The sequence below is a fragment of the Nocardia sp. NPDC058176 genome, assembly GCF_042883805.1.
In the GTDB taxonomy this organism is placed as follows: Bacteria; Actinomycetota; Actinomycetes; order Mycobacteriales; family Mycobacteriaceae; genus Nocardia.
The window spans coordinates 780,578-797,856 of record NZ_JBHVVA010000001.1 but is presented as its reverse complement, the minus strand read 5'-3'; the positions used below and the strand labels follow the sequence as shown (position 1 = coordinate 797,856).

The window sequence follows — 17,279 nt, the reverse complement described above, 5'->3', positions numbered from 1 at the left end:
ACCGAGGGGACCGGCGCGCCCGGCCCCACCCGGGGTCAACGCAGATATGCCTCGATCCAGTTGCCGAACTCGGTCGCGAGATGCCACTGGTGCTCGCTGACGTACAAGCCGGGCACCGCCGCGGGAAACGCGACTTTCAGCTGACTGCGGAACCCACCACCGGGTTCGTCGCGGAACTGGTGACAGACCCCGCCGATGAGTTCACCGTCGGAGAGCTTCGCCGCGCCGGCGACCGCGAACGGGTAGGACGGATCCGCGGCGACCACCACCTCGGCCGGGTCGGTGTACTCGACGAGGAAACGGCTGGCGAGCATGGCTCCACCGGTCACCTCGACGACCTCCTGTTTCCCATCGGGCATGGTGGCGATGATGTAGTGGTCCGGGCACGCGTCGGTCCAGAACGTCTGGTCGTTGTTCACCCGCGCCCGGTCGAACGTGTCGATGAAGCCTTGCGCGCTGCCGCGATCGCTGGCGATCTCGACGGTCGACACGGCCCAGCGTCCACCCGAGGCCGCGAGCGTGGCGCGGGTGGCGGCCTCGGCGGCGACGAGCTCGCCGGCGAGCAGCTCGCGCAACCCGTCGGAGCCAATCAGTACGCGAGCCTGTGCCAGCACCGCCCGCGCGGCGGGGATGTCGTCGACGTTGACCGCGAAGCGGGCGAGGAGTGAGTCGAGCTCACCGGTCAGCAGGCCGACGTAGTCCTTGCGCAGCCGAGCCGCGGCGACCGACAGCCGACGCCGTTCCCACTCGACGACCTTGCCCTGGTCGACCAAGAGACCGTCGATGTATGTCCGCAGTCCGGCTGCCGATGGACCAGGGTCGGCGAAAGTGGTTCCCGCGCCGGCACAGGCGACCGCCGCAGTGGCGGCCGTCACCCCGGCCGCACGGACGATGAAGCTTCTTCTGGTCAGCATCGACCAATTCCCTTCGATCTAAAGCTAGGTCAACTTGCGATAACAGAGCTTCCGGCACCGTCGTCGCCTTGTCAACGGCTTGCAGACGATTAACGCCACAAAAACTTGCGTTTCGAGCCATGAGGCGGCAGTCTTACTGCAAGTTCTTATAGCGTTAATGAAAGGCAGTCGCCATGGACGATCCCATCGAGATCCGAACATTCCTCGGCGAGGAGAGCGTCACGCGCCAGCAGGTGCGCGCCTGGGAAGCGCGGCGCGCCGAAGCGGTGCTCGAGAGGTTCGCCGCACGTCTGGGGCATCGCGGAGTAGCTGAACTCCTGCCCGATTTCACGATCGGAAGGGCGCTCGACGCACCCCTCGATGTCCAGTGCGAGGCCCTCACCACCATGAAGACCGCGCTGGGACACGCGGGGATCTACGCCATGCTCAAGCGCGATCTGGCGATCTCGGACCGGATGGCGCGAATCGGTGTCGCCACCAGCCGGGGCCGAGCCAAGTACTCGGTCACCCGAATCGAAGTCCCCCACTACTCCGCGCAGCGATTCGCCGACTGGTTCAACAACCTGACTCTCACCAACGCCGAGGTCGACATGGTGGCCGCCACGCCGGACCACTACCTGCTGCGCGGCCTGCCCGACGGCCGTCAGGAAGTCGTCGAAACGACCGGCGGCTCACCCACGGCGTCGCGATTCCTCGTCGACTACACCAGAAGCGAAGCGCTGTCCATCCCTATCGATCCCGACTACCCCATCCAGATCGCGGGCCAGGCTCTGCTCGACGACGGCCTGGTCATCGGCGGCGTCCGTCACCAATTCCGCGACCGCAGCGGCACTCTCGAAGCCCGGCTGACCGTTCAGTTCCCGGGCAGTCTGCCGGCCCGGCTCATCCACCAGCACCAATGGCACCTGGCCGACGAGTTCAGCAATTGGATGATCGCCGCCGCCCCCATCGCGGCGACCGCCTGACGCCCAGGACTACACAGGTCGGCCGCCCCGGGCCGAGACGCACTTCGTGCTGATCGCTCGAGATATACACCAGCCGTGGCGATTTGGCGCTGGTGACTCGGTCAGCTCTCCGCGCTAAAGCGAGATGGCCTCCCCGGAAGCGATGCGATCCAACGCTTCTCGGCAGTACGGGATCGTCTCGGCCGGCAACGAGTCCACCGCGAACCACTCCAACGCGTCGCACCTGTCCGGCTCACGGTTCTCCGGCACTCCCTGCCACCGAGCGACCCGGAAGAAGAACGCCACCCGCCCGCCCGATGACGAGTTGTGCATGACGTGCACGAACTCGACATCGCCCGGCGCGATCTCGACACCGATCTCCTCGTGTGAGCAGTGTCTCTGTCCAACGTGCGTGAAGTTTCGACGACCGGGGTGTCCATCCAGTACGTCGGCAACAGCGACGCAATCAACTCGAAGGACGGTTTCGATGTCTCTGAGCGACAAGATCAGCAACAAGACCGAGGAATTGGGCGGCAAGGCCAAGGAAACGGTCGGCGCCGCCACCGGCGATGACGAGTTGCGCGCCGAGGGCAAGGCCGATCAGGCCGAGTCCGCCGTCAAGAGCGCGGTAGAGGACGTGAAGGACGCGGTCGGCGATGCCGCGGACAAGGTGAAGAAGGCCTTCGGCAAGTAAGCCGGCTCGGAAGCAACGTGTTCGGGTCGCCCTTCGCGCGGCCCGAACACGTTCCCCGGACTGCCCGAGCAGTCATCACAGGTGCTTCGATACGGCGGTATCGGCGGTGTGCCAGCTCACGCTGGTCACCGAGGGTTCCAGGCTCAACCGGCTCACCGCCGCTTCCATCTGCCGGTCGTCGCGTTCGTCACCGATCAGGTCCGCGCGAACCTCGACCCGCCCCGACGTACCGGAGTTGGCACTGGCGATCGAGGTCAGCCGGAAATCGGTCCGGATCAACGACTGGACCAGCAATGCCCGCACATGTGCTTCATCGGCATCGTCGGTCAACGCGCAGAACACATACCGCACCGACTGCTCGGTGCCGGATTCCGGCGCGCGATCGACAGCACGTCCTGCCGCGCGCAACGCGACATTGACGACGATGATCGCGACGGTGCCCGCCACCGCGGTGGTGTACATCCCAGCCCCCGCCAACGCGCCGACAGCCGCCGCGCACCACAACGTGGCCGCGGTGTTCAGACCGCGAACACTGACCCCGTCCCGGATGATCACACCAGCGCCCAAGAACCCGATCCCGGACACGATCTGGGCCGCGACCCGCGTCGGATCGGCCGAGTCTCCGGCGAATCCGTTCGCCGACAACAGCACGAACAAAGCGGCACCGGCGGCGACCAGCGCGTTGGTGCGCAGCCCGGCCATCCGCGCCCGGTACTGACGCTCGACACCGATCAGCGCACCAAGACCGACACCAGCCCCAAGACGCAACAGCATGTCCCAAGTCGACATGGGTATCCCACCTTCGAATTTCGAATGGTGACCATGCGCATTACCGGCTGGGCGAGAACTCCCCGGATCGGGCGAACGCCGTGATGGTCACCGCGTGAACAGTGAACAAACGTCTACGACTGCCGTCGGACACGACGACCACCTCCCTTCCGAGCACGACAATGCCAAGGGAGTGGGTTCAGCACAGGGCAGGCCGATCCGGTACCACTCCTCGTAAGACCTTTGGCACTCCACGGCGTAACCCACACATTGCGCGTGTCAGGAGCCAATCGGGGCCACCCCTTAATCCGGGGAGGCCTGTCCTGACCCGGGGCGTCTCTCGACGTTCGGGGTCGCTGGCCTGTATCCGTGAAGGAGCCTCAGCGAACGACGGCACCTTGCGTGAACCAGTGGAACACCCCTCCACCAGATTCAGCAACCCAATATGGCTCCGGCCACTAGCGGCGATGCCCACCCGCGGAGCGTTGCGGGGTCAACAGCCGGGCGGCGTCGAGGCCGCGCAGGAACGCCTGGGTGACGGCCGTGGTCGACATGACATCGACGCTGGCTTCACCAATACCGTTGTACTCCAGTTGTTTTCATCGTCCTCCGGTAACCACGTCCACCGCCACGCCGATCACCGCGAGGTTGTAGAAGAAGCCGATCACCGAGTGCAGCAGCACCTGCGCGCGGACGTGACGAGTTCGGGTGGTCACATCGGAGACCGCGAACGAGACGCCGATCGTGTACGAGAAGTAGGCGAAGTCCAACAGATTCGGGTGCGGGGTGTCGGGGAACGACAGGGACTGTTCAGGCAATCGCCGATGATAGGTGCGGGCGTACTGCTCGGCATAGCCTAGATGCAGCAGGAACCAAGCCAGCAACGCCACCCCGACAGCGATGACTTCCGTCGGCAGCGCGGCGTTGTCGTCGGCTTCGCCAACCACGCTCGACAGCACCGCGGCCAAGCCGACTGCGCTGGTGATTCCCGTCAGCACCAGCGCGGTCCAGCTGTCAGGAATCGCATCCAGCCAGTCCGCGGGGTCATCGGCGTGCCGGGCAGACAGCAACAGCGTCAGCCATGCCCCGATGTAGACAGCGGCGAGTACACCCCACACGATCAACCATCCGCGTGGCTCGGCGGTCCACAGGGCGATGATGCCGACCACCACCAATCCCGCCTCGATGGCACGACTGGCGATCACTCTCAGCCTGCGCACTGCCGAACCTCCTCGAGTCGGTCGGACACGACGCGTCACCGGGGTGGCGCCGCCCTCTTCGCGAGGCATCGTAGTTTCTGTACTCATGCCAGAACCGGCTGGCCTCGTACTCGAACCCCCAGGTAGCGGGTACACAGGTGCCTTTTCACACCGCGAGGCAGTCCGGTCGTGCCGTTATGCTCGGAGGTGTGCCGCTCGACTCGGGTATCCACCCATCGCCGCCTCGCAACGGTGCGGGACTGGCCGCACTGATACTCGGCATGCTCGGGATCGCCTTGTCGTTCGTTCCCTTCCTGAGTGAAGTCGCCGCGATACCCTGCGCGATCGCCGCCCTGATCGCCTCCTACATCGGATGCGATCGGGTGGAACGCGGCCTCGCCACCAACCGGGTCGACGCGGTCGTGGGCGGAGTGCTGGGTGGTCTCGCGTTGATGTCGGCGGTGCTCATCAATCTCGCGGTGTACAGCGGGCAGTCCGGCTGACCTTCGGCCCCATTCAGCGGTGGCGCCCGATATCGAGGCATTAGGCTCGGAACCGGGATCGACACACCATGGGGTGCATATTCTCGCGAGAGGACAACGGTATGCCGGAGGGCACCATCGACATCGATCGCGCGGTAACGCGGTTCGCCACCTTGCTGCAGATCCCGACGGTCACCACCCAGGACGAGAAAGACACCGACTGGGCCCAATTCGTCACATTCCGCGAAGCACTCGACACCCTTTATCCGCTCATAGCAACAAAATTGCGCAAGCAGATCTTCGCCGACCACACCCTGATGTACCACTGGGACACCGGATCCACCGCGGACCCGATCGTGCTCATGGCACACCAAGACGTCGTCTCCCCCGGCGATCCGGACGGTTGGATGCACCCGCCGTTCGCGGGCACCGTCGCCGACGGCGCGATCTGGGGCCGCGGCGCCATCGATGACAAAGGCCCGCTGGTCTGCATTTGCGAAGCCGTCGAAAACCTTCTCGCCCAGGCCTTCACACCCGACCGCGACGTCTATCTGCTGTTCGGGCACAACGAGGAAGTCGCCGGCGACGGTGTCCCCACCGTGGTGGAGTACTTCCGCCGACAGCACATCACGCCCGGACTGGTCATCGACGAGGGCGGCGCCGTGGCCGGAGACCTCTTCCCGATCAAGAAGAAGATCGCCGCGATCGGTACAGCGGAAAAAGGCATGCTCGACCTGCAGCTGTCCGCGACAGACCCCGGCGGCCACGCCTCCATGCCCGGAAAGCATCCGGCGACCACCCGCATCGCACGCGCCCTGGTGAAGCTGGACGAATTCACCTTTCCGCCCCGGCTCACACCGCCGATCATGGAAATGCTCGCCGTCATCGGCGCCCACTCCAGTGGCCCACTCGGCGCGGTACTCACCCGAGCCGACCGGCTGCAGTGGCTGATCACCACGCTCATGCCCCGCGCCGGTGCGCTGATGAACGCGATGATCCGCACCACCGCGGTACCCACGGTGCTCGAAGGCAGCAACGGGACCAATGTCATGGCCGAATCGGCGCGCGCGGTGCTCAACATCCGCATCCTCACCGGCGAAACCGTTGCCGGAACCGTCGAGCGCGTCCGCAAGGTGATCCACGACCCCGAAATCCGGCTCGACATCCTCAACTCCGCCGAACCCACCCCGATCTCGCCCACCGACGGTCCCGCGTTCGCACGGGTCGAACACGCTGTGGCAGAAGCATTTCCCGGCACGGTGACCTCACCGTTCCTTGTCGTCGGTGCCAGCGACGCACGCCACCTCGCCCAGATCAGCGACTACGTCTATCGCTTCTACCCGTTCGAACTCGACGCCGAGACACGCAGCCTCATCCACGCCACCGACGAGCGCCTCACCGTCGACGCCCTCGAACACGGGATCCGCTTCTACGAAGCGATCCTGCGCGGGAGCCACTGATTCACACCGAGCCGATCAGCTGACGATCTCAGCGATGATCCCGCCGACGAGCGTGCCGGCCGCACCGCCGATGAACAGTCCCGCGGGGATGGTGACGATGCCCGCGAGTTCCAAGGTGGGCAGCGCGATGATGCCGCCGATCACCGCGCCGATGAAGGCCCCGGTGGAGAAACCGATGCCCATGATGCTTCTCGTGAGATCCGATTCCTTCCTCGGACTGCGCAGCGCGATTCCCGGCGCGGCGGCACCACCGGCGGGCGTTGCGGGACTGGACACGGGCTGACCATCCATCGTGGTGAGAGTGAGCTTGAGCCGCTGGCCCTCTTCCAGGATCTTCGGCGTCAAGATGAAGTCATGGCCACTCACCTGCAGGTTGAGCGGCCATTTCTCGATGACATCACCCTCCTCGTCGCTGACGAGCACATTGGTGCCCTTACGGTTCACGCTGAAGGTGCCACCGACCAGTCGAGTGACGACACTGAGCCGATCCGCCGTGTGCCCGGTGGCGTAGGAGACGCCCTGAGCATGCCCGGACATGAGCCTCTGCAGAGTGAGGTCACTGGTGCGGACCTTGGGATAGTCGACCCAGAGCTCAGGGATGACCAACCTGTTGACAGCCATCAGATGTCCTTTCGGCGTATCGGCCCCGCACCGGTGTCTCACGAGCCACGGGTCTGCCTATCGAGGTTCGCATTCCACCGGGCACTCATGGTCGGGTTTCACAGAATGTGCTCTGTTCGTGTCGGCCGGATATCACTGCACCACAACTTGTTTCATATCTCGAGCATGAGGACAACACCTATCGCAGGCCCGAGGGATCGACAGATCCGCCGGGCCCACACGCGTGTCACGATGCCCACCCTCACCCGAAGTAGGCCGCACAGTCGCCGTAAGGAACCTCTCCGGGGCCCGCCTTGATGGCGTCGGCGACCTGCGGGGGTCGGGCCTTCCCGGTGGACGGCTCGCTGCCCACCAAAAACCCCCATCTACCAGCCGATTAGTACCTAACCGGAGTGGTGCGGTAATCTTTTCGAGCACCCGGCAACGGGGGCAAGAACGGGCTGTGGCGCAGCTTGGTAGCGCACCTGACTGGGGGTCAGGTGGTCGCAGGTTCAAATCCTGTCAGCCCGACCATGCAAAAATCCCCTCCGACCTGGGTCGGAGGGGATTTTGCTGTTACTGGACCAACCTGAGTTGGGGACCATTTGGGGACCGATGCGGTGCTTGCAGGTGTTTGGACAACAGTTCGCCGTCGTTCTGCAGACCCTGAATGTCCGGGTGCAAATACCGCTGGGTGATCCGCGGGTCGGTGTGGCCGGCGATCTGCTGAAGCCGGTGCAACGGCACTCCCGCGTCGGCGAACCACGTCAGCCCCGTGTGTCGAAGGTCGTGGCGCCGCAGGTGCTCGTAGCCGAGTGCGGTGACGACTTCGTCCCAGTGGGTTGCCCGGCGCAAGACGCCCGTCTGGATTCGGCCACCGCGGGGACCGACGAACAGGCGCGCATACGGGTCGCCCTTCCGGGACTGAACTCGCCTCATCACCATCGGACGGATTTCCTCGATGATCGGGATTCGACGCGAGCGTTTTCCCTTGGTGCCCTTGTCCATCAGACCGCCCGGCCCAGGTGAGGTTTGTCGGCGCAGTGTCCATATCCACTGCTCGGTATCGATGTCCCCGACGCGGCAACCGGATACTTCGCCGACGCGAACCGCAGTGCAGGCGGCGTACATCACCACATCGCCCCACCCTTGGAAATTGTCCGCCGATCTCGCTACCAGCGCATCGCCGAGCGCAACCAGAGTCGACCAGTCCGGCAGCGCGAGAGACCTGGGGTCGTCGAGTTCGTCCTCGAACCGTTCGTACTGGCGCTGCCACCCGGAAACCTCAACGCGATTGCGTTCGATCACCTCGTCGCGGACGGCCTGGTCCATCACCCGCGCCAGCGCCGCCAAGCTGTTCTTCACCGCGGACTTGCTGACCCCGCTGGCTATCCAGTTCATGACCGCCCGGTCTGCGACACCGGCGGAAATCATCGTCACCGGCAGGTGCCCGAGCGCAGGCACTACTCGATGCTTCCACGCCGGCTTGTAAGCGTCCCCTTCCGTCTTGGCCTCGATTCCGCGCATCGCCGCCGCCCAGTTCACGGTCCCGTAGTCTTTCAACGTCGCCGTCGCGGTCTTCGGATCGACGCCCCGAGCGGCGGCCGCCTTGATCCGCTCGATCCATGCCTCAGCATCGTCTCGCGTGTCGAACGACTCCGACTTCGAAGGGCGGGCCTTCGAAACCGGGTCAGTCCACCGCACGCGCGCGCGAAACGGCTTCGCCCGGTTGCGTTCCTCGATATCCGCCCGGATCTCGACACCGAGCGGGACCACATTCACCGCTGTGGTGTCCATCAGGCAGCCGCCGGATCGATGCGGTTCCGCCGGAGGTAGGCGAGGACGTCGGAACCGAGGTAGCGCGTAACCCTGCCGGTCAAGTGGACGAAAGGCGGCCCCTGCGGCGGCGACGCGGTTCGCCAGCGTCGCAGGCTCGATGCGTCCACCTTGAGTAGCGCCGCGACCTCCTCTGTTGTGTACCAGGAGCTTTCGTTCAGTCGCGCGTCATCATTGACGTCAGCCATCCTGGTGGCGTGCTGTGTACTGTCGCTGGGGAACGTGCTGGTCATGTTTGTGCTTCTCCTTCCATGAAGTTCGGGCAGTTCATTCAGACGAGCGCAGCTGTGACCGCAGAGATGAGGTCGCGCGCGGCGGGTGGTGTGACGGCGTTTCCTGCGAGGCGGACCTGCTCGCGTCGGTTGCCGCCGAGGACGTAGCTGCGGCTGAACGCCATGGCCTGCTTGATCTCGTACGGTTCGAGCATTCGGAACTCGCAGTCCTCCAAGTTCGCCGCCACGGTCGACAGGCCGTGATGGTTGCCCGCTGCGGCGACGGTGTCGAGCGGTTCGGTCAAGGGCTTCGCCGTGTTGTGGTTACGCAGTGGAACGACCATCGCCCACCGGTCCCGCGTGGTCACCGTGCCGTGCGGCGCCTCGGCGGTGCGGGCGGTGCCGTTTCCGTAGTACGGGACGAGCACCGCGGTCTCCGACCTGGTCGTCATCGTCCGCACTGGCGCGGTGACGGGCGTCGCTACCTTGCCGTCGCGGCCTTCTACCGGCACCAGCAACGCGTCGGTCTCGCGGGTGGTGTGGGTCGGGAACGTGTCGGTCACCGGCGTACCGGCTGACCGCCGCGTCCCACCCGCTGGAATCAGGCAGGCCGTACGCGCGTGCTTGGCCAGACCGGCCTCGATGCGAGCGATTGTCTTGGCCGCCAACGGCTTCGACCGATCCCCGATCCGCTGACCTCGCAGATTCCAGTCGATCACCGACGCCGCGGGCAACCAGGCGGGTTCGACGACGCTGTTGCGGCAGGTCGTCGATGGGCACCGCCACATGTACTGCGCCCGGTAGCGACCCCACCGTCGGACGGGGTTCTTCCACGCCTGCACCGCAGCGACCTCGCGGTCGCAGCTCGCGCACCACGCGCGCGGCCTGGTCCAACGGTCCAAGTCCGGTGCCGGGGAACCGATGCGCCAGAACACGACGTACATGCGGTCGCGGCTCTGCGGTGCGGGGTCGCCGGCTGCGCTGGCGTGCATCGAGTTCAGGTAGACGACGCGGTGGCGGTAGCCCAAGGCGTCCATCGCGGTCAGCCACGGCGCGAACAGGACCCACCTCGCGGCGTCGACGACATTCTCGACCACAACGGCGCGGTAGCGGTGGTGCTCGGCGAAGCGGACGACGTCCCACATCGTCGCCCGCGAACGCTCGGCCGCGGCGTCGGGCAGCACCTCGCCGAACAGGTCCGGCGTCGCGTCGATGTTGCGGCGCCGACCGCGGGCCACCGAGTGGTTGGTGCACTCCGGCGACGCCCACAGCACATCCGTGCGCGGGTAGCGGCGCGGGTCGACCTGGGACAGATCGGCGCAGTCGTGGTCGGTGTCGGGATGGTTGGTGTTGTGGGTCTCGACTGCCAGCGGCCAGTGGTTCGCGGCCAACCGGACTTCCACGCCGGGGACCTGGGTGGCGCCGGTGCTCGATCCGCCGGCGCCGCAGAACAGGTCGGTCAGGGTGATCATGATTCGGGACTTTCTGTGCTGGTGACGATGCGCGCGACTGTCGAATGGTGCAGGCCGATTTCCGCGCCGATTTCTCGTGTGGAGAGCCCGCGCTGGTGCATTTCGCGGATGCGGGTGTCTCGATCTGCGCTGACCGAGGGAATCGGCCGGGATACCGAGGCCGATGCTCGTGGGCAGTCACCGATGCGGGCCTCGACGGCCAGCCCCGCGATCGTGAGTCGGAAATACAGCAGCGTCACCGTGCATCACCCTCGACGACCTCGGCTGCCGCGTTGAGGGTGCGGGTCACTGTCGACGCGGACACCTCGACCTGTTCGGCGATGCGGGCGTGGGACAGTCCGTCGTCGTGACGCAGTCGCAGGATCTCGGCGACCTTGTCCGGATCGCGTCGCCCGGCCGGATCTGCGTTGCACACCATTTCGGCGACCTGGGCCCATCGATCGGTGTGCACCGTGTGCACCGCGGTGGTGATCGCGGCCGGTTCGACGGTCCCGATCGCCGGTGCCGTTGGGGTTTCGGTGGTGACCGCGCGGGTTTCGGTGTGGACCTCCCGTACCGAGACGGTGCGGACCGATTCCGGGCTGTGCACCGGCTGCGCATCGGTGCGCACGACTTGGTCCGGCTCGGTGCGCTGCTTGCGGGCGAGCACCAACAGGGCGACGGTGGCCTGTCCGATCGCGCCGTCGATGATCACCGGGAACAGCCATGCCAGGTGTTCGCTCATCCCGACCTGGACGGCCAGCTCGCGCAGGGCGTCGAATGAGAGCCGGAACGCGACTACTGCAATCAGGCCGGTCAGGACCACAACGGCCCAGTAGGCCAGGCTCGCCGAGGACCGTGCGCGGACCAAGAGGCCGACGCCGTGGGTTGCTGCGAGCAACGCTATCGGTGGGAATGTCGCCACGATCGCGGCGACAACAGCCATTCCGGCCGGTGCGTTGAGCACTGCGTGCACGGCGTTGCCGCCGATCGACATCGCGGCGACCAGGATCAGCTCGCCCCAGAAGAACCGGACCGCGGCGACCTCGTTGTGGTCGCGTGCTGCGGGTTGTGCACTGCTCGGTGCGGACCGGTGCGCAGCGTCGTCGCTGTGCACTGGGTACGCACCGGCAGCTGTCGCGTTCACTGCGCACCCTGTCCGGTCGCCGTGCTGGCGACCTTCGCAGGGCGGTACGTGGCGTTGAACATGCGGGCCTTCGGGTACTCCGGATCGGGTCCGGTATAGGTGACCGACAGGGCCGCACCGAGCTCGAACTCCTCGGCGCCGGCGGCGGTGAACGCGCGGCCGATGGCCTGTTCCATGCGCCAGGACACGAACAGGTTCTTCGGCCCGGACCCGGTGTAGATGGTGATGATGAGCTGCATTACCGGCTGCCCGTCGTCGTCGAGTTCGATCTCGCCGGGTGCGCCGTCGAACTTGAGCTTGGGTTCCTCGGTGATGGCGGTGATGGTTCCGGTCACCGTGGTCCCAGGCTGGGTCTTCTTGGTGAACGCGGGCGCCGGGCGGGCGGCCTGGCGGAAACGCTGGCCGAAGTTGGTGGTGGTCATGAGGTTGCTCCTTCGTTGTGGTCGGTGTTGTTCAGCGGGCGCGGCGGCGGTCGGTGGTGGACGGGTCGCGGCCTCGGCTCGCGGGCGCCGCGGCTTGGTGCTGGTGTTGGTGTTGGAATCCGGGTCGGTCGAGGTAGCGGACCGGTTCGAGTTCGTCGATGCCGTGTCCGGCGTCGAGGTGGTCCGACAGGTCCTTGCCGTCGCGGGCCTGCAAGACCCGGACCTCGCCGACATGGCCTTCGAGGCTGTCGGCGACCTTGCCGGCGTGGCGGTATCCGGCGCGGTCACGGTCGGCGACCACAATCACGCGGCCCGCTCCCCGCAGCCACTTCGCGTGCTCGGGCGTCCACTTCCCGGCACCCATCGCGTTGCAGGTGGCGAGCTGCCCGGCCCGGCGGGCGCGCTGAACGTCCTTCTCGCCCTCGCAGACGTACAACTCGCGACCGGTGTCGAGGGCTTCACGCACATCACCCAGATGCCAGGGCAGCGGCGCGAATCCGGTGTTCTCCCACTCGGTTCCGGTCCAGTGCTTCTGGAAGAAGCTCTTGGCGGTGCCGTGTTCGTGCGGGGTGTGCATCCGCACGACCGCTCCCTCGACCTGGCCGGTGTGCCACCGGTAGACGTAGGTATCGGCGACTTCGGCCGGGCCGATCTGGGCGCCCAAGTCCGGCTTGGTCGGGCGCTCGAAATGAGCCGCGAGGATCGCTTGCTCGGCGCGGCTGAACACCTGCCGCGGCGTCCTGGCCGCGGTGGTGGTGGCCGATCGGCCGCCGAAGCTGGTGCCGCTGTTGCGGGCTCGCTCCGGCAGCCGATCCCACATGTCGCGCACCCGCAGCCCGATCCGCCCCATGACCTCGGCGTCGTCACAGCGTGTCCCGGAGAAACACCGCACGATCGTCTTGGCCTGACGCGGGTCATACCGCACACCCAAACTCGGTGTGTGGTGGGCGCCGTCGCCCTCGTGGACCGGGCACATGTACCGGTTCCACGCCTCGGGCTGCCCGGACCCTTTACCGGGGCCGTAGTGGTGGGATTCGAGCGCGTCGATGATCACCCGCCACGAGCGTCCGGCGTATTCGGGCTGCGGGTTCATCAGCGGCTCCGCTCGATCCGGCGTGGTGCCCGGTCCCGGATCGCCTGCGCGATCTGCTTGCGCAGCTGCGGATCACGGCGGGCGTGCAGTTCGCCGGCCTGCAGAACATTGCGTTGCTGGATCTCGGTCAGCCCGCGTGCCTGACCGTGTCGCAGATCGGCGTTGAGCTCGGTCAAGTCCAGCCAGTCCCACGCGGCGTACGCGCCTTCGAGGTGGCCCCAGTGCTCGGCGTGCGGCCCGCTCGCCCAGCTCTTGCGGATACGGGCATGCTCGCCACCGAGCACGTCGAGGCTGAATTCGACGTCCTCGGACACCTCTGGCCCGGACCGATCCGCGATCTGTTCTTCTAAGCGCACGACGCGGGCGAAGTCCTCGCGCATCATCTCTTCGTCGTTGTGGTCCACCTCAGCGCCCCCGCTCGATACCGGAGCGGGCCTGCTTGCTCACACGCCGCTCGGGCTGACGCTCGGCCGAACGCGCGACCAGCGCGGCGGCCTGGGCCTGGCTGCGTTCCTCGACCTCGCTGACCCCGGCACCGCCGTTGTGGGCGATGTCGTCGAGCATTCGCGCCATGACCTTCGGCGAGCGCTTCCAGTCGTCGTGGGCGTCGGACAGGTAGTTCCAGTGCTCGGCGTGCGGGCCCTGCTCCCAGCGACCACGCAGCTCGTCCTGCTGGGCGTGCAGCGCGTCACGCTGCTCGGTGGGGATCGGGTTGTCGCGGTCGAACAGACCCTGCTCGACCTGCTCGGACAGCCCGATGTAGCGGGCGAAGTCGTCGCGCATCAGCTCTTCGTGTTCGCGCTGCATGGTCAGTGGCTCCTTTCACGGCCGTTGCGGGCCTGGCCGTTGAGGTTGGGGTTGGGCATTTCCTGGGTGTTGGTGGCCGCGGCGGCGACGCGTTCGTTGCTGCCGAACCGATCCCGCGCCGGCGTCTGCTTGATCAGCCGGGCCACGGCCTCGTCGCGTTCGGTCTTGAACTGGTCGCGCTCGGCGCGCAGGGGCTCCTGGTCGCGGCGGACCTCATCGATCTCGGCGGCCAGCCGCTGGTTGCGGTTGGTCAGCGAGGCGATCCGGCCCTCGGCGGCGTCGAGCTTGGAACGCATGTCGTCGCGGTCGGCGGTAACAGAGTCCAGACCGCGCTGCAGCATCAGCACCCGCGAGGTCATCTGGTCCCGGTCCTCGGCGATCTGCTTGAGCTGCTTCTCGACCGCGGCCAACCGATCCGCCTCGGGCGTGGGTTCCGCTGTCGCCGTGCGGGTTTCGTTCTGGCGTTCTCGTGGCGGTTTCGTCCACTGCTCGGTCTGCGCGCTGACCTGCTCGCGGGTGCCGTCGATGGTGTGGACGGGCTCGACGACGTCGCGTTCGTGGACCACGGCCTTGAGCGCGGTCCCGGGCGCCCACTCGGTTGCGGTGACCGTGCGGTGTGTCCAGGCCGCGGCGTCGCGCTGGGTCGGGTGCAGGCTCTGGGCCAGCTCGACCTGGTCATGGTCGGGGCGCAGCGCGTACACGCTCGCGGTGAACTTCGAGTTCTCGACCGCGTGTTCACGTTCGTGAGCGATCCGCTCGGGCGAAACTCCCGCCTCGGCAGCCGCGCGCGCGGCTGTCTTGACCCAGCGGTCGTAGCGGCGCCACGCCTCTGGATGTGCGTCGGGTGCGTTGATATCCCAGGTGAGCTGCGCCTGACGCAGGCGCTGGACGGCAGCCTCCTGCTGCTCACGGGTCGTCGACCGAGGCCGGTCGTTGACCGTGTCGCGGTTCATCGGACGAATGGAGGCGGGTGCGTCGGTCCGAGCCCTTCGCATCGCGGAGAGTTCGCGGTGCTGCTGGTTGAGTTCCCCGCGGCGCTGGGGCATCTCGGCCTTCGTGCGCGCCACACTCGCCCGGTAGCGCAGGGCGTCGATGCCCTTGACCCGCTTGGCCCCGGCGAACAGCGCCTTGTTGCCCCGCAGGCTGTGGTTGGGGAACGCGGTCGCGGCGTCGATGCCGTCGAGGGCGATGCCCTGCTCGACCGGGGTCAACCCGCGGCGGTCGAGTACCCGCTGTTGCAGGTCGGTGGCGTGGTCTCGCAGCGACACCTGATCACGGGCACGCCGGTCGGCGTCGACCTCGGGGTGGTTGCGGCGCACGTGCACAGCCTGGGCGTGGGCGCGGTAGCGGTTGACCGCCTGCTCGGTCCACATCCGCTCACGCTGGCGTTCGAGGTGTTCGGCGTGACGCTGCTGGCGCAGGGCGCGGCTGATCTCCTTGCGGATACGGCGCTGCTCGATCCAGGTCACGGCGCGGCCGTGCTGGGAAGCCATCGCCATCAACGCGCGCCCGAAATGGCGTGCCTGGTCGATGATCTCGTCTTCGACGGGACGTTCGGACATGGTGTTTCTCCTTCTTGTTGGGTCAGTTCTCGACGAACGGGAAGACAGTGGGCAGCGGCAGATACGGCGCACTGCGGGCGGCCTGGACTTTCTCGGCGGCGATGCGGTGGCGCAGAGCTTCGGATCGCGAGAGCTTGAGCCGGGCCTCGAACGCGTCGCGGCGGTGCCATTCGCAATCCAGAGCACGGTGATGCGCCCGCCGGGCGATGACCTGTTGCAGCGACCCGGTCGGCGCCTCGCGTTCGGTGCGTTCGGTGCGCTCGGCGGCGACGATTTCGGCGGCCAGCTCGCTGACCGTCAGCCCTGCCGCGGTCGCGACCAGCCCGGGTGTGGTGAGCAAGTCAGGGTCGAACCCGGCCAGATCGGCCGCATCGGTCTCGGCGCGCTCGGCGGCGCGCCGTGCCTGCCGCGCCTTGAACTCGCGGGACTTCTCGCGGTCCTCGTGCTGGATGCGGGCCAGCTCGGCGCGCTCGGCCGGGGTGAGCTTGCACTGGGCCAAGCGGTCGGCGATCGGGTTGACCGGGTCGTACTCGACAAGTGCGACCAGCGCGGCGAACGCAAGAACTCCGGCGCTGACACCGATCGTGACGGGATGGATGTTGTTGTAGGACATCAGGTTTCTCCTTCGTGGAGTAGGTGGGTTCAGCGCGCGCGGCGGATGTCGCGGCGGCGGTTGACTGCGGCCTGGCGGTCGGCGATGCGCTGCTCGCGCTCATCGCATGCCTGCTCGGTCAGCGACAGCCGCGTGGTGTAGGAGCGGGCGTGGCCGATGCCGTCCTCGGCCGCGGACAGGGCGCGGTCGGTGCTTTCCAGCCACATCAGCGCGCAGTTGACGGCTTCGGCCGGGGCGATCGGTCGGCCCAGGTCGTCGGTGCGCAGCGACTCCGGCTCGGCGAGCAGGTCGCGGTAACGCTGCCCGAGCTGGGCGACCTGGCGGCGTACCTCGTGCAGGGCCTCGGTGGCGTCCTCGGTGTTCAGGTGCAGGTCGGAGGGGATCGGCAGGATCGGGTCGGGGTGGTTGTCGGGCATGGCTGGTGCTCCTTCCTTGTGGTCGGGTTCGGTCAGTGGGCGGTGCGGGTGGTTTCGAACCGGTCGCGGCGAGTACCGATGCCGGTGACCAGAGCGCGGATACCGTGGGCGAACAGCGCCAGCACGGCACCGAGAAGCCCGATGACGCCGGTGACCGTGGCCTCGGCGACCTCGCGCAGCGGCGGGCGGTGGGCGGCGTTCCAGAACAGGAACCCGACCCATGCACCGGCGTAGATGTCGATCGGGATCGCGACCGCTGCGGGCTGCCCGTGGGTCACCGCGACAGCGACAGCGACCACAAGCACAGAGCCCGGCAGCGCCCGGCGTGCCCACCGCGGCATCCGGCGCCCGGCCTGGGCCAGTTCCGGAGCGGGCTGCGGGCGCAGTGCGGGCAGCAGGTTGTCGTCCTCGACCGGCACCTGCGGTGCAGGCTCGCCGGTCAGCGACTTGACCAGTCGCGCAACCGGTTTCGGCTCCGACTCGGGCTGGTGCGGGTTGGCCTGCGCCAATCCGGCGAGGAATGCCTCGGCCTCGTCGACCAGCGTTTCGGCCATCGCCGCGGCGTCGGATTCGGACGCGGGCCGACGATTCGGGCCGTGCTCGTGGTCGTGGTTGTGCTCGTGGTCGTCGTTGTTGTCGTCGCGGATGATGCGCATGGC

The 17,279-nt window shown here is 67.1% G+C and carries 21 protein-coding genes, 1 tRNA gene and 1 riboswitch; of the genes, 5 read left to right on the top strand and 17 right to left on the bottom strand.

Features of this window, described 5'->3' with window-relative positions; genetic code table 11:
* Positions 1–35: 35 nt before the first annotated feature.
* Positions 36–914, bottom strand: coding sequence for a hypothetical protein (locus ACFVVM_RS03855; RefSeq protein ID WP_387612673.1), 879 nt, complete (start codon positions 912–914; stop codon positions 36–38).
* Between the two features lie 173 nt (positions 915–1,087).
* On the opposite strand from ACFVVM_RS03855, the gene ACFVVM_RS03850 reads away from it, so the two are divergent.
* Together ACFVVM_RS03850 and ACFVVM_RS03845 are read left to right on the top strand one after the other, a co-directional pair.
* Positions 1,088–1,879: a hypothetical protein gene (locus ACFVVM_RS03850; protein WP_387612672.1), complete on the top strand. Its 792-nt coding sequence runs from the start codon at positions 1,088–1,090 to the stop codon at positions 1,877–1,879.
* A 466-nt stretch (positions 1,880–2,345) separates the two neighbouring features.
* A complete protein-coding gene (locus tag ACFVVM_RS03845; protein ID WP_387612670.1) occupies positions 2,346–2,552 on the top strand; it encodes a CsbD family protein in 207 nt (68 codons plus the stop codon).
* A gap of 75 nt (positions 2,553–2,627) precedes the next feature.
* Here ACFVVM_RS03845 and ACFVVM_RS03840 read toward each other — a convergent pair whose 3' ends face one another.
* Entirely contained in the window at positions 2,628–3,341 is a 714-nt protein-coding gene (locus tag ACFVVM_RS03840) for an MgtC/SapB family protein (RefSeq protein WP_387612669.1), read from the bottom strand.
* Positions 3,342–3,540: 199 nt separating this feature from the next.
* A riboswitch (M-box (ykoK) riboswitch) is annotated at positions 3,541–3,719 on the bottom strand.
* A gap of 200 nt (positions 3,720–3,919) precedes the next feature.
* On the bottom strand, positions 3,920–4,489 hold the full coding sequence (locus ACFVVM_RS03835; RefSeq protein WP_387612667.1) for a DUF1345 domain-containing protein: 570 nt from the start codon (positions 4,487–4,489) through the stop codon (positions 3,920–3,922).
* 239 nt (positions 4,490–4,728) lie between these two features.
* Between ACFVVM_RS03835 and ACFVVM_RS03830 the strand changes: the two genes are divergently transcribed.
* Positions 4,729–5,022: a hypothetical protein gene (locus tag ACFVVM_RS03830; RefSeq protein ID WP_387612665.1), complete on the top strand. Its 294-nt coding sequence runs from the start codon at positions 4,729–4,731 to the stop codon at positions 5,020–5,022.
* 101 nt (positions 5,023–5,123) lie between these two features.
* Positions 5,124–6,461 carry a M20/M25/M40 family metallo-hydrolase gene (locus ACFVVM_RS03825; protein WP_387612663.1) on the top strand — a complete coding sequence of 446 codons (1,338 nt, stop codon included), beginning with the start codon at positions 5,124–5,126 and terminating at the stop codon, positions 6,459–6,461.
* A gap of 15 nt (positions 6,462–6,476) precedes the next feature.
* Here ACFVVM_RS03825 and ACFVVM_RS03820 read toward each other — a convergent pair whose 3' ends face one another.
* Entirely contained in the window at positions 6,477–7,082 is a 606-nt protein-coding gene (locus ACFVVM_RS03820; protein WP_387612661.1) for a hypothetical protein, read from the bottom strand.
* A 436-nt stretch (positions 7,083–7,518) separates the two neighbouring features.
* Here ACFVVM_RS03820 and ACFVVM_RS03815 point away from each other — a divergent pair.
* Positions 7,519–7,595, top strand: a tRNA-Pro gene (locus ACFVVM_RS03815).
* 42 nt (positions 7,596–7,637) lie between these two features.
* Here the strand turns inward: ACFVVM_RS03815 and xerC are convergent.
* From xerC to ACFVVM_RS03750, 13 genes are read right to left on the bottom strand one after another with little or no spacing between them, the layout of a single operon-like run.
* The gene (gene xerC / locus ACFVVM_RS03810; RefSeq protein WP_387612659.1) at positions 7,638–8,858 is read right to left on the bottom strand and encodes a tyrosine recombinase XerC; all 1,221 of its coding nucleotides are present in this window, start codon (positions 8,856–8,858) and stop codon (positions 7,638–7,640) included.
* On the bottom strand, positions 8,858–9,130 hold the full coding sequence (locus tag ACFVVM_RS03805) for a helix-turn-helix domain-containing protein (protein ID WP_387612658.1): 273 nt from the start codon (positions 9,128–9,130) through the stop codon (positions 8,858–8,860). The genes xerC and ACFVVM_RS03805 overlap by 1 nt, the downstream gene beginning before the upstream one ends.
* A 38-nt stretch (positions 9,131–9,168) precedes the next feature.
* Positions 9,169–10,581, bottom strand: a complete 1,413-nt coding sequence (locus ACFVVM_RS03800) for a DNA cytosine methyltransferase (RefSeq protein WP_387612656.1) — start codon at positions 10,579–10,581, stop codon at positions 9,169–9,171.
* Positions 10,578–10,820, bottom strand: a complete 243-nt coding sequence (locus ACFVVM_RS03795; RefSeq protein WP_387612655.1) for a helix-turn-helix domain-containing protein — start codon at positions 10,818–10,820, stop codon at positions 10,578–10,580. Before ACFVVM_RS03795 ends, ACFVVM_RS03800 begins: the two co-directional genes overlap by 4 nt.
* A complete protein-coding gene (locus ACFVVM_RS03790) occupies positions 10,817–11,707 on the bottom strand; it encodes a DUF2637 domain-containing protein (RefSeq protein ID WP_387612654.1) in 891 nt (296 codons plus the stop codon). The genes ACFVVM_RS03795 and ACFVVM_RS03790 overlap by 4 nt, the downstream gene beginning before the upstream one ends.
* Complete coding sequence (locus ACFVVM_RS03785; protein ID WP_387612653.1) at positions 11,704–12,129, bottom strand: hypothetical protein; 426 nt, start codon at positions 12,127–12,129, stop codon at positions 11,704–11,706. The genes ACFVVM_RS03790 and ACFVVM_RS03785 overlap by 4 nt, the downstream gene beginning before the upstream one ends.
* A 31-nt stretch (positions 12,130–12,160) precedes the next feature.
* Positions 12,161–13,222 (bottom strand): toprim domain-containing protein, encoded by a 1,062-nt coding sequence (locus ACFVVM_RS03780; protein ID WP_387612651.1) that lies wholly within the window; start codon positions 13,220–13,222, stop codon positions 12,161–12,163.
* Positions 13,222–13,626: a hypothetical protein gene (locus ACFVVM_RS03775; protein WP_387612650.1), complete on the bottom strand. Its 405-nt coding sequence runs from the start codon at positions 13,624–13,626 to the stop codon at positions 13,222–13,224. The genes ACFVVM_RS03780 and ACFVVM_RS03775 overlap by 1 nt, the downstream gene beginning before the upstream one ends.
* A 1-nt stretch (position 13,627) precedes the next feature.
* Positions 13,628–14,029, bottom strand: a complete 402-nt coding sequence (locus tag ACFVVM_RS03770) for a hypothetical protein (protein ID WP_387612649.1) — start codon at positions 14,027–14,029, stop codon at positions 13,628–13,630.
* Between the two features lie 2 nt (positions 14,030–14,031).
* Positions 14,032–15,591: a hypothetical protein gene (locus ACFVVM_RS03765; RefSeq protein WP_387612648.1), complete on the bottom strand. Its 1,560-nt coding sequence runs from the start codon at positions 15,589–15,591 to the stop codon at positions 14,032–14,034.
* Between the two features lie 22 nt (positions 15,592–15,613).
* Entirely contained in the window at positions 15,614–16,204 is a 591-nt protein-coding gene (locus tag ACFVVM_RS03760; protein ID WP_387612646.1) for a hypothetical protein, read from the bottom strand.
* A gap of 29 nt (positions 16,205–16,233) precedes the next feature.
* A complete protein-coding gene (locus ACFVVM_RS03755) occupies positions 16,234–16,620 on the bottom strand; it encodes a hypothetical protein (protein WP_387612644.1) in 387 nt (128 codons plus the stop codon).
* A 32-nt stretch (positions 16,621–16,652) separates the two neighbouring features.
* Complete coding sequence (locus tag ACFVVM_RS03750; RefSeq protein ID WP_387612643.1) at positions 16,653–17,276, bottom strand: hypothetical protein; 624 nt, start codon at positions 17,274–17,276, stop codon at positions 16,653–16,655.
* Positions 17,277–17,279 lie beyond the last annotated feature (3 nt).

Bases quoted from the DNA above. Each gene is read 5' to 3' on its own strand.
- ACFVVM_RS03825 (WP_387612663.1), top strand. From the start codon at position 5,124: ATGCCGGAGGGCACCATCGACATCGATCGCGCGGTAACGCGGTTCGCC.
- ACFVVM_RS03770 (WP_387612649.1), bottom strand. From the start codon at position 14,029: ATGCAGCGCGAACACGAAGAGCTGATGCGCGACGACTTCGCCCGCTAC.
- ACFVVM_RS03750 (WP_387612643.1), bottom strand. From the start codon at position 17,276: ATGCGCATCATCCGCGACGACAACAACGACGACCACGAGCACAACCAC.
- ACFVVM_RS03760 (WP_387612646.1), bottom strand. From the start codon at position 16,204: ATGTCCTACAACAACATCCATCCCGTCACGATCGGTGTCAGCGCCGGA.
- ACFVVM_RS03855 (WP_387612673.1), bottom strand. From the start codon at position 914: ATGCTGACCAGAAGAAGCTTCATCGTCCGTGCGGCCGGGGTGACGGCC.
- ACFVVM_RS03845 (WP_387612670.1), top strand. From the start codon at position 2,346: ATGTCTCTGAGCGACAAGATCAGCAACAAGACCGAGGAATTGGGCGGC.
- ACFVVM_RS03820 (WP_387612661.1), bottom strand. From the start codon at position 7,082: ATGGCTGTCAACAGGTTGGTCATCCCTGAGCTCTGGGTCGACTATCCC.
- ACFVVM_RS03780 (WP_387612651.1), bottom strand. From the start codon at position 13,222: ATGAACCCGCAGCCCGAATACGCCGGACGCTCGTGGCGGGTGATCATC.
- ACFVVM_RS03850 (WP_387612672.1), top strand. From the start codon at position 1,088: ATGGACGATCCCATCGAGATCCGAACATTCCTCGGCGAGGAGAGCGTC.
- ACFVVM_RS03755 (WP_387612644.1), bottom strand. From the start codon at position 16,620: ATGCCCGACAACCACCCCGACCCGATCCTGCCGATCCCCTCCGACCTG.
- ACFVVM_RS03765 (WP_387612648.1), bottom strand. From the start codon at position 15,591: ATGTCCGAACGTCCCGTCGAAGACGAGATCATCGACCAGGCACGCCAT.
- ACFVVM_RS03785 (WP_387612653.1), bottom strand. From the start codon at position 12,129: ATGACCACCACCAACTTCGGCCAGCGTTTCCGCCAGGCCGCCCGCCCG.
- ACFVVM_RS03805 (WP_387612658.1), bottom strand. From the start codon at position 9,130: ATGACCAGCACGTTCCCCAGCGACAGTACACAGCACGCCACCAGGATG.
- xerC (WP_387612659.1), bottom strand. From the start codon at position 8,858: ATGGACACCACAGCGGTGAATGTGGTCCCGCTCGGTGTCGAGATCCGG.
- ACFVVM_RS03800 (WP_387612656.1), bottom strand. From the start codon at position 10,581: ATGATCACCCTGACCGACCTGTTCTGCGGCGCCGGCGGATCGAGCACC.
- ACFVVM_RS03840 (WP_387612669.1), bottom strand. From the start codon at position 3,341: ATGTCGACTTGGGACATGCTGTTGCGTCTTGGGGCTGGTGTCGGTCTT.